This window comes from Streptomyces cellostaticus (assembly GCF_001513965.1).
Lineage (GTDB): Bacteria > Actinomycetota > Actinomycetes > Streptomycetales > Streptomycetaceae > Streptomyces > Streptomyces cellostaticus.
Genome location: NZ_KQ948023.1, coordinates 315,115 through 324,773 on the forward strand (window position 1 = coordinate 315,115; position 9,659 = coordinate 324,773).

The 9,659-nt window shown below is 66.8% G+C and carries 12 protein-coding genes and 2 pseudogenes; 7 read left to right on the top strand and 7 right to left on the bottom strand.

Annotated features, from left to right (window positions below):
• The first annotated feature begins 184 nt into the window (after positions 1-184).
• Positions 185-1,720 carry a restriction endonuclease fold toxin-2 domain-containing protein gene (locus AQI88_RS43270; RefSeq protein WP_244184227.1) on the top strand — a complete coding sequence of 512 codons (1,536 nt, stop codon included), beginning with the start codon at positions 185-187 and terminating at the stop codon, positions 1,718-1,720.
• Between the two features lie 36 nt (positions 1,721-1,756).
• Positions 1,757-2,203 carry a hypothetical protein gene (locus AQI88_RS19915; protein WP_067000844.1) on the top strand — a complete coding sequence of 149 codons (447 nt, stop codon included), beginning with the start codon at positions 1,757-1,759 and terminating at the stop codon, positions 2,201-2,203.
• Positions 2,204-2,284: 81 nt separating this feature from the next.
• On the opposite strand, the pseudogene AQI88_RS47795 reads toward AQI88_RS19915, so the two are convergent.
• Positions 2,285-2,380, bottom strand: a pseudogene (locus AQI88_RS47795) (tyrosine-type recombinase/integrase); the annotation flags it as partial.
• Between AQI88_RS47795 and AQI88_RS19920 the strand changes: the two are divergent.
• A pseudogene (locus tag AQI88_RS19920) lies at positions 2,340-2,705 on the top strand (mobilization protein); the annotation flags it as partial. The pseudogenes AQI88_RS47795 and AQI88_RS19920 sit on opposite strands and share 41 nt — an antisense overlap.
• A 23-nt stretch (positions 2,706-2,728) precedes the next feature.
• Here AQI88_RS19920 and AQI88_RS19925 read toward each other — a convergent pair.
• From AQI88_RS19925 to tgmA, 4 genes are read right to left on the bottom strand one after another with little or no spacing between them, the layout of a single operon-like run.
• Positions 2,729-3,055, bottom strand: coding sequence for a DUF6087 family protein (locus AQI88_RS19925; RefSeq protein WP_067000850.1), 327 nt, complete (start codon positions 3,053-3,055; stop codon positions 2,729-2,731).
• A 31-nt stretch (positions 3,056-3,086) separates the two neighbouring features.
• A complete protein-coding gene (tgmC, locus tag AQI88_RS19930) occupies positions 3,087-4,274 on the bottom strand; it encodes an ATP-grasp peptide maturase system methyltransferase (RefSeq protein ID WP_067000852.1) in 1,188 nt (395 codons plus the stop codon).
• The gene (gene tgmB / locus AQI88_RS19935) at positions 4,264-5,226 is read right to left on the bottom strand and encodes an ATP-grasp ribosomal peptide maturase (protein ID WP_067000964.1); all 963 of its coding nucleotides are present in this window, start codon (positions 5,224-5,226) and stop codon (positions 4,264-4,266) included. The genes tgmC and tgmB overlap by 11 nt, the downstream gene beginning before the upstream one ends.
• 5 nt (positions 5,227-5,231) lie before the next feature.
• Positions 5,232-5,537, bottom strand: coding sequence for a putative ATP-grasp-modified RiPP (gene tgmA / locus AQI88_RS19940; protein ID WP_067000855.1), 306 nt, complete (start codon positions 5,535-5,537; stop codon positions 5,232-5,234).
• A 116-nt stretch (positions 5,538-5,653) separates the two neighbouring features.
• Here tgmA and AQI88_RS45985 point away from each other — a divergent pair, with 116 nt between their 5' ends.
• The gene (locus AQI88_RS45985) at positions 5,654-5,854 is read left to right on the top strand and encodes a hypothetical protein (protein ID WP_067000858.1); all 201 of its coding nucleotides are present in this window, start codon (positions 5,654-5,656) and stop codon (positions 5,852-5,854) included.
• Between the two features lie 140 nt (positions 5,855-5,994).
• Here AQI88_RS45985 and AQI88_RS19950 read toward each other — a convergent pair whose 3' ends face one another.
• Positions 5,995-6,411: an ATP-binding protein gene (locus tag AQI88_RS19950; protein WP_067000967.1), complete on the bottom strand. Its 417-nt coding sequence runs from the start codon at positions 6,409-6,411 to the stop codon at positions 5,995-5,997.
• 257 nt (positions 6,412-6,668) lie between these two features.
• Between AQI88_RS19950 and AQI88_RS19955 the strand changes: the two genes are divergently transcribed.
• From AQI88_RS19955 to AQI88_RS19965, 3 genes are read left to right on the top strand one after another with little or no spacing between them, the layout of a single operon-like run.
• Positions 6,669-7,922 (top strand): helix-turn-helix domain-containing protein, encoded by a 1,254-nt coding sequence (locus AQI88_RS19955; RefSeq protein WP_067000861.1) that lies wholly within the window; start codon positions 6,669-6,671, stop codon positions 7,920-7,922.
• Positions 7,907-8,437, top strand: coding sequence for a GNAT family N-acetyltransferase (locus AQI88_RS19960; protein ID WP_067000864.1), 531 nt, complete (start codon positions 7,907-7,909; stop codon positions 8,435-8,437). Before AQI88_RS19955 ends, AQI88_RS19960 begins: the two co-directional genes overlap by 16 nt.
• Positions 8,434-8,925, top strand: a complete 492-nt coding sequence (locus AQI88_RS19965; RefSeq protein ID WP_067000867.1) for an NUDIX domain-containing protein — start codon at positions 8,434-8,436, stop codon at positions 8,923-8,925. The genes AQI88_RS19960 and AQI88_RS19965 overlap by 4 nt, the downstream gene beginning before the upstream one ends.
• A gap of 161 nt (positions 8,926-9,086) precedes the next feature.
• Here AQI88_RS19965 and AQI88_RS45990 read toward each other — a convergent pair.
• A partial coding sequence (locus AQI88_RS45990) for a hypothetical protein (protein WP_208615835.1) occupies positions 9,087-9,659 on the bottom strand: 573 nt, incomplete at its 5' end.

Below are 9,659 nucleotides of genomic sequence, written 5' to 3' on the forward strand. Positions count from 1 at the left end.
CGGCTGCGGTCTGAGGTGGACGGTTCGGTGGCTGCTGGACGAGTAGCCACAGGGCCGTAGACGTGGGCTCCTCCGTGTGTTGTCCCCGGTGTTGGAGGGGAGGCAGAACGGCCAGTTACCCTCCGTGCGTTCCCGGTTCGCAAGCATGTACGGTCTCGAGAGGTGGCGGTGACATGGGGGAACGTTGGATCTTCAGCATCAGACGGCGAACTTCGTCAACGCTTCCTGGTCGATGGTGGGGCTGCGTGACCTCATCTACGAGATGCTGGGTCTGCTCTTCACGGAACTCAGCGAAAACGGCGGCATGGCCGGCGACAACGAGGCGGGGCGGGCTTTCGCCAAGGTGTACAAGGAAGCCGTCACGACAGTGTTCGACAAGTCCGGCTTCGCTCACCAGGTGATGGCCAACGGCGCTGGTGCCCTGCTCAAGGCGTCCGAGGAGTTTCTGAGGCACGAGAGCAAGGTCGCGGCGGAACTCCTGGGGAAGAGTCCGCAGGCCATGGGGATCGGTGCGCAGCCGTCCGGCCCGGACTGCGATCCACGTGCCAGTCACAACGCGGAGGACCTGCCCGAGGTCGTCGGCGAGACCAGCGGCATCGACCAGTACCTCTTCAACGAACGCTTCCTCGGACAGCCTCACAAGCTCCGTGCTGTGGCCAAGACATGGCGCCAGGCGGCCAAGATCCTGGAAGACGCCTACTGGGATTCGGAGACCGCGTGGAAGACCGCGACGCTCGACCAGGCTGGTGAGACAGCGAGCGAGGTCGAGAGCTTCTTCAAGAAGTTCGTCGGCAAGAATCCGCCGCCCTGTGAGGTTGGCGAGGATGAGACCCTCATGGCCAACCTTCCTGTGGCCTGCAAGATGCTCGCCAACGCGTGCGACGCTTATGCCGATCACATAGAGACCGCCAAACGGCGGCTGCCGTACGAGGAGACCTCGCCCACCGAGAACCTTTGGCCGTGGGAGCAGCCGAGTCTCGGAGGAGACGGCCACGACGGTGGCCTGCACGAGCTCATAGCGGGAGACATGCGGATCGCCTCCCTTGGCAAGATCCCGGCGGCACTGGACAGCTCCAAGGAGCGGGTGCCGATGCCGCAGCCGGACAACGGTGGCTTCCTGCCCAGCCTGCCGCCGTTCCTGGGTCCGCTGATCCGTGTACCGACCCTGGTGCCGGCCGCGTACCGCCCGGCAAACGGTCCGCGTGTCCAGCCGATCCCTCCGGAGAACCCGCCGGACCCGCGCTTCCCGCTGCTCAAACCCGGGGAACAAAGGAACTTCCAGACCTGGCTGAACTCCCTGCGTGAGGGCGATGTCTCGGGCGGCAAGCCGGCCGAGGTCGCCTACCAACTGCGGGTGGCCGGCTATCCCGAGTACGAAGTGCCGATCCCGTCCGGGTACAGCGTCAACAGCACGCTCATGGTGGACGGATTTCGCGATGCCGACGGGATGGCCGTCGAGGCGAAGTACGTCAACAAGCCGAACCAGCGGTGCTACCGCTCACTCGAGGAACTCCGTATGAACCACGAGAACGGGTACAAGGACTTCCTCTACCGATCGGATCGTGACGAGCTGAAGAAGTACGCCGCCGCGCTCGGCGACCCGCGTAACAAGGAGATGCGCGGAGTGGAGACGGTCACCAACAACCAGGAAGCCGTCCAGTACTGGCGCATCATGATGGCCGCCTACGGCGTCAAGGGTCATGCACGCTACGTCCCCTGACCCCGGACACCCCCCTCGCACAGGAAGCAGACCCCCATGGAACCGGAGCAGATCGCGGAACTGCGCACCATGTACATCTTCACCCCGTCGAACGGGCAGAGCTGGGGACTGACCTACGAGGGCCTGGAATCCCTGCTCCGGGAACGCAACCCTGACGAGTTCATCCGGATCGACGACGGGTCCGACGGTCCCGTCAGCGGGTCGTCGATGCACTTTGGGATCACCCTGGACGACGAGCAGATGGAAGGGATGGCGCTGCTGTCTCCTGAAGGTGTCTCCGTCAAGGACTGCACCGCACAGTCAGCGGCGAGGTTCGTCCTGTGGCTCAGGAATCACGTGGTGCCATCTGGCCTGGCCGTCATGTTCAACACGGAGTGGGGTCTGGAGGCCGACATCCCGGACGCACCCGTCCCGCATGCCACGCGCCCGCGTATCGCCGCCGCTTTTATGGAGCACCTTGTGGGAACGGGCGACCTCGACTGAAGCTGGCGGTGTGGAGATCTCCTTCTTCTGGCTGGCCGACTTGGCCGTGTTCGGTCGCTGCTTCTGCGGTTGCCCTGTCGAAGAGCGAGGAACCAGCTTGGCTGCCTTCTCGGCGATCTCACGGTCCAGCTCAGGCAGCAGGCTCGTGTACGTGTCCGAGGTCAGGGCGATGGTCGATCACGCCAAGCGGATCATCGCCGACCAGGCGTGGCCCGCGCTCGCCACCCTCCTCGCCGACGCTGAGGCCCGCGGCCATCAACCCCACCGCCTCCTCAAGGAAGCCGCAGCTCATCGCGAGCTGACCACCGCCCGCCAACCCGCCCGCGTCCTGATCACCCGCATTCAGCACACCGGCCGAAACCCAGCACCAAACCGCCGCGCTGAAGCCGCCCGCCGACGCTCCACCGTCGCAAGCCCGGTCCTCACGCAGCAGAGCCGCAACTCCCAGACCGCAGTAGCGGTGATGCCCCCTACCGAACAGCAGCACCGACAGCACCGGTAGGCATCAAGCGCTGTACGCCCTGATCACCGTTGCGCTTGGCCGCCGTCCTCCGACCTGGGGGCCTGGGGTTTGCGGTGCTTGCCGGTGCCGGAGCCGAGCGGCTTCGGCACCGGGCTTGCGGGCGGCGGCTCACTGGCTTCCGGGTACAGGATGGCCTTGGCCTCGGCCAGGGTGGCGGCGAAACCGTACGGCTCCCACATGTGCCCGTTCCAGCGCTCGATGGCGCGGGGTGCATCCGGGTTCAGATGGGATGCCCTGGGGCCGTCGCCGGAGACGACGGGTACGGCGCGAAGTCGGCCGATCTTCGCGTCGCGGCGTTCCGCCCAGTCCCTCAGCGGCTCGTCATCCATCCTGGCCTTCTTCGCGTCTGCGGCGGCTGTGTCAGGAGGGTAGCGGCCACTGCGGGCCGTTCGGATTCCCGAGCCAGACGACCTGTTCGCCGCGGGAGACCGTCACACCGAACGCGGCGGTGCTCGGCGAGCCGTACTCCTCCCAGGTGCCCACCGCGGTCTCGACCCCGTCCCACAGGCGGCGCGGGCCACCTTGGCGGACCTGCCAGCCGCCTTTCGTGGGTGCCAGGACGGCGAAGGAATCGGTGACGCTGTCCAGCACGAACGTGCTGACTGGCCCGCCGTCGACCGCCATGGAGAAGAAGCGGGCGTCCGGCGCCGCGAGCTGCGCCATGAAAGCCGGACCGGAGCTGCTGAGGATCTCTGGCCCGTACGTTGCTTTCCGCGTCGTTCCGTCGTCGGGCGCCGGAATCATGCCGAGGCTCCCCGGCGCGTCCTGCTGGCGGGCGATCATGAAGCTCGGATCGTCCTCGCTGAACCAGCCGCTCGCGCTGTCTCCGGTCACGATGAGTTTGACCAGGCCGAGGGAGCGCATCCAGCCGCGCAGGGTGGTGAGGATGACGCCGCCCGGCCGCACCTGGTCCAGCCAGGCGGGCGGGATGTTGCGGAAGCCGCATGTGGCGATCAGCCGGTCGTACGGGGCTCCGTCCGGGTGGCCGACGCGGCCGTCCTCCACCAACAGCCGAGGGGCGTATCCGGCTGTGGTGAGAGCCTCGCGGGCGCGACGGGCCACGCCATCGTCCGTCTCGATCGAGGTCACGCTCTCGCTGCCGAGCCGGTGGCACATGAGTGCTGTGGAGTAGCCGGTGCCGGTGCCGATCTCCAGGATGTTCATGCCGTCCTGCACGTCCAGGTCTTCGAGCATCCGAACCACGAGGCTCGGCAAGGTCGACGATGAGGTGGGGGCGGCATTGCTGACGGGCTTCGGGTCGGCCCAGTCGATGTCCTGGCTGTCGAACTGGGTCATCCATGTCTCGTCGGTGTAGACGAGACGGAGCCACTCCTCCTGGCCGACGGTTTCCGGTGTGACTGGCTCCCAGGTGGTGACGCCGGGAGCGTTGCTCTCCCGGTAGAACCGCGGGATGAACAGGTGGCGAGGAGTGGCCTCGACGGCGGCACGCCAGGCGGGCGACCGCAGCCAGCCGTCCTCCTGCAGTTGTCCGGCGAGGCGGCGCCGGAGATCGACCGCGACCGTTTCGATGTCGGTCTCACTGGCCACGGATGCCTCCTTCCAGGAGATCGGCGAGTGCGGCGGTCATAGGCAGACCGGTCGGCGGCTCCATCCATGCCCACTGTCCGGAAGGGTTGCACTCGATGAAGATCCACTCGCCGGAGTCGGTCAGAGCGAAGTCGAATGCTCCGAAGACGAGCCCGAAGTGCTTCAGGTAGGCACGCATCGACCGCTCCACCGTGGGCGGCGCGGCAAGCGGCGTGTAGGTGTGCGTGCTGTAGTCCGTCCGCCAGTCGAGGAGGCCGGAGTCGATGCGTACGGCGAAGATCTGATCGCCTATGACCGTGACGCGGACGTCGGCGACCTTGTGCACACACTGCTGGAACAGGTGCATGGTGCCGGTGACGGAGTCGTCGATCTCGTCGACGGTCACCTCGGTCACTGGCACGGTCCGGGCCTTGCCGTCGACCAGATAGAGCGGCACAGAGATCGGCTTGAAGATGACGGTGCCGTGCTCCTTGATGAAGGCCCGCGCGTCGTGGGGAACGTTGGTGATCAAGGTCGGCGGCACTGTGAAGCTGACCGCCGCTGCTGCCGCGAGCCCGGCGGGCTTGTACTCGGCGTCGCCGATGCGGTTGGGGTGGTTGACGTAGAGGCAGCCGGGCAGAGAGGTCAGGATGCCGCCGAGGCCGTAGCGGGCCTGAGCCACGGCGAACCGTTCGTCCTGCCTGTCGAGGTGGGGGAACGCAAACCCGGAGGGGCGCCGGTAGTACACGGACCGCACGCCACCCAGCTCGGCGCGTCGGCTCGGGGTCTGCACGCTTCCCCGCCAGCTGTCGGTGCCGCCGATGGCGGCCGAGCACGACAGCGTGGCGGGGAAGTCACCGGAGTCGAACCGCACGACCGGGACACCCCGGTCGTGCAGCTCGGCGATCACGAAGTCCGCGGTCGGGTCGTCGAGGTTGGTGACGACCAGGACCGGACGATCGTCGTTCGTCACCAAAGTCACTGGTCGGTGTCGTTCCCCGTGTCGCTGTCGGGGGCGTCACCGCCGGCGCGGTCTCCCTGACCCGTGGTGCCGGTCGCGGGGTTGGTGCCGGAGGACGTGCCGTGACCCGGGGACATGGTGGGTGCCCCCGAGGCGTCGAAGTACCGGGCGGTCTGCGTCTCCGGGTCCAGCTTCACCGCCGCGTAGTCCGGGCCCTCGACGGGCGGGTACGGGGCGAGGCGCCGCAGCCCCCATGGAGCTGCGGTCAGGTGTCCTTGTGGCAGCGGGCTGCCCGTGGGGAAGCGATCCATGTAGTTGAACACGGTCTTCCTTCCTGTCGGAAGTTCCTGATCCTTCGATGTGACTTGCTCACCCGCTCGGGCGCGTCCGGGACGGAACCGCCCGAGCGGGGGTCTCATGGGCGCCGGAGGCGCCCGGGTTGCGTCGGAACCGAGTCGAGGCGCCGCAGCCCGTCGAGGACTCGGTGGAGAAGACTGACGTCCGCTGGACGCGCCTCTACGGCCAGCTGGCCGTCGCCGTACCAGTGGCCGAGCTGCCGCTGCCACGCGTTCTCGGCACGCTGTGCCTCCGCGTGGATCTCTCCGAGCGCCAGACTCGAGTCGACGTGGAGCCGCAGTAGATCGACTGGAGTTATGCGGAGAGGTTCCGGCACTGTCGCTGCGTCAGGCACGGGGCCGAAGGCGATTTCTACGCACGCGTCCGGGCGCGGGCGGTCGATGAGCTCCTCCGAGGACATGAGCCGTAAGACCACGCGCGGAGTCAGCACGAGGCCGGCACCCGCAGCTCGGCCCAGACGAGCTTGCCCCAGCGATGCAGGTCGTAGCCCCATCGCCAGCTCAGTGACTCCACGAGGAGAAGACCGCGGCCGTCCTCCGAGTCGTTGTCGGGGTCGGCCGGCTCGGGAGTGGCACGGCACTTGTCTGCGACGCCGATCCGAACCACCTCAGCCGTCTCGCGTCGAATCACCACACGGACCACGCGACACCGCGTGTGGTTGACGGCGTTGGTGATCAGTTCCGACACGACCAGCGTCCCAGCCTCTGCCAGCTCGCCTATGCCCCAAGTGCTCAGAGCGGCGGAGACAAGCAGGCGTGCGCGGCACGCGGATTCCGGTTCGCACGGCACGGTCTCGGTGTAGCCCGGAATGCCTGTCGCTGTCGGTTTGGCGGCGGTCATGGTCACGGGGTCATCCCTCCGAGGCTGGGACGCCCGCCCCCGCGACGGGGTGCGCCGGGGCAGGCTTTCCTCCAGGCCGTCATGGGGCGGGTAGGGGGAACCTCGCCCGCTCAACGGCTGATGCCGAGTCAACGACCTTCAGCTGACGAGGAACAGGAAAGGTCGCGTCCCAACCGCCTGCGGAAAACCGGAAGACTTTACGCTCCGGTGACCTGGGGTCTGGATCGGTCAGTGCACGCGGGACTACGGTCGGTTCCATGGGAGCGAACGCCGCCCTCAAGGGCCGGATGGAGGAACTCGGGCTCACCCAGGACGAATTGGCTGGTCAGATGAACGCTGCGCTGGCAGAGATCACCGGTCGGCCTGGCGACGTCTCCTCCCGCACGGTGCGCAATCTCCTGAACGGAACGTCTCGTCGCCCCATCGGACGTACGTGCGCGGCTTTAGAGAGGGTGTTCGGCTGTTCCGTCGAGGACTTAGGGTTCAGCGCACCACGCACCATGCAACATCCGCAGGAGGACCCCGTGCGGCGTCGCACCTTCCTCGGCTCGGCGACCGGTGCCGCAGCCGCCGCTGTTCCGTTGGTGGCCCAGCGCCGTACGGTCGGCATGTCGGATGTGGCCCGGGTCGCCGCCGGCGTGAACGCCCTTGTCGAAGCCGACGACCGCCAGGGCGGCCACTCAGCGTTGGAGAAGGCCGCCGTGCAGGGCCGTAACAAGGTACTGGAACTACAGCAGCGCAACGCCGGCGAACGTGTCCGCCGGGCGCTGTACGCGCTGGCTGCCGAGTACACCACTATCGCCGCCTGGTCGTGCATCGACGTCCGTAACCTCGACCAGGCCCAGGGCTACCTGAACGAATCGGCGACGTTCGCCGGCCTCTCGCAGGACGGTCCGACCGAGATGCGTGTGTGGGTGAACCTCTCGATGCTCGCCTACCAGCGGCAGAACTGGCCGGAGGCATTGGCGGCGGCACAGGCCGCGCAAGCCTCCTCGGCGGCTCGTCACGACCCGTTCTTCGACTCGCTGGGCCGGGTCCGCGTAGCCCTCGCCTACGCGGCTCTCGGCGACGGACGAGCCGGATTGCGGTCCCTCGGATTGGCGCAGGACACCTTCATCAAGGTGGCGGAGTGCGAGCGCCCGCGCTGGACAGCGTTCTACGGCCAGGCCGAACTCAACCACCTGGCCGCGATCGTGCAGTTCAACAGCGGACGCCACGCCCACGCAGAAGCCATGGCCCACCGAGCGCTGGCAAGGATTCCGAGTGCGTTCCGTCGGAACAGGGCTCTTGCCACCGCTCAGCTCGCCCTTGCTCAGCTCCACCAAGGAGAAGCCGAACGGGGCACGGCCACAGCCACCGCCGTGTTCACGATCATGGACAGCGACCCTCTGCCCGGCCGCATGCGCACCCTCATCGGCGACTTCCACCGCGGGCTGTTCACCATGGCCCCCTCCACCTCTTACGCACGAGACTGGGCAGACCGCATGCGAACCGAATGGAGTCGAGCGTGACCGACCTGCGTCACTTCCAGCACGGAGACCTCCCCGAAGGCTTCCGGCAGATGCTCATCGACGTACATGCCGACGCCTACGCCGACCAGATGGACGACCCCTTCCATCAGCGTTTCGCCTGGTTCGTCGACCACTGGACGGGTATGGAGGGCTTCTCCTGCGTGGTGGCGTACGACATCGAAGACCCGACCGGCTTCGCCTATGGCGCACCACTGGCCCCCGGCCGCGAGTGGTGGCGCTCCACCGGCTACGAGCCGAACAACGGCTACACCTCCACCTACGCCGTGTCCGAGGTCATGGTGCGCCCACGCTGGCGCAAGCAGGGCATCTCCGAACGACTCCACGAAGCGCTGCTGAAAGAGCGCACGGAAGACCTCGCCGTACTACTGGTCGACGTGACGCACCCGAAGGTGCAGGCACTCTACGAGTCGTGGGGGTACGTCAAGGTCGGCGAGCAGCAGCCGTTCGCCGACTCGCCGGTATACGCGGTCATGATCAGGGACCTGCGGACATGAGCGTTCGCCAGCAGCCCAAAGGGCTGAAGCCTGCCCTCGGATCCATGACCCTCCTGGTCGCCGCCGTCATCGTCCACGACAAGGCCACCAACCGCGTCGTCCTCCTCCAGCGCAGCGAGCACGCGAAGTTCGCCCAGGGCATGTGGGATCTCCCTGTCGGCAAGAGCGAGCCTGGCGAGCCCATCACGGAAACCGCTGTACGTGAGCTCTACGAGGAGACCGGGCTGACCGTGAAGCCCGAGTCCCTCAAGGTCGCCCACATCATCCACGGCGCCTGGGGCGTCGAAGCCCCCAACGGCTTCCTCACTGTCGTCTTTGTCGCCCACGAATGGACCGGCGAACCCGAGAACCGTGAACCCCGCAAACACGCCCAAGTCTGCTGGGTCGACACCGACTACATCCCAGAGGAGTTCGTGGACACCACGGCCAGCGCCCTCCGCTGCTATCTCCGAGGCGGCCTTCAGGTGTCGCTCGACGGTTGGAAGTAGTCAGAAGAACAGCAGCTAGAGCCAACGTCCCAGAGGTGTCCCTCGAGCAGTAGCTGTGCTGGTCATCGGTCAGGATGCACGCCGAGTCATCCCCAGGGAGGGCGTGCCCGTCATCGCGCCGACGCACAGCGTGAGCTGCCGGCGGAAGCGCTCGACTTTCGCTATGGAGTGGATGGAGCTGTGGAAGCGAGCGTGCGCCTCGCGGCGGTCGTGAACCGCTCGCGAATACCAGCACGGGCTTCCTGGTTGTGCTTAAGCTCATCGACGATCGCAGTCGCTTGGTCAAGGAACGCGGAAAACTCGTCGCCGTCCTGATTCGCCCGAGCGATTGCAGCGGCGACGAGTTCCTGGGCTCGTTCGGCATTCTCGAATATCGCTGCTGTACGCGGGTCCTCATGGAGCGGTCGACCGCTTTGGTTTGCTTCCGTCACGAGCTCTCGCATTTGCCTCGAAGCCTCCTGCATAGCCTCCCGGGCAGCTGCCATCGCTGGCGTTGTTTCGGTGGTTACGCGTTCGGTCGCCTCCGGAACCGTCGACATGGTGAGTTCCTTTAGCTTGGTGGCTATCTTCACGTCACGCCGAATGCTGTCGGCGAGCTCTTCCGCGGCCCGGGCCACCTCGGCCGGTCCTAGGATGTCGATCCTTCGAGCACGTTCTGTCATGCGGCCACTAGCTTCCTTAAGCGGGTTGCCGCCCGACGATCCGGCGTCTCCCGGCAGACCCACGGTGTCAAT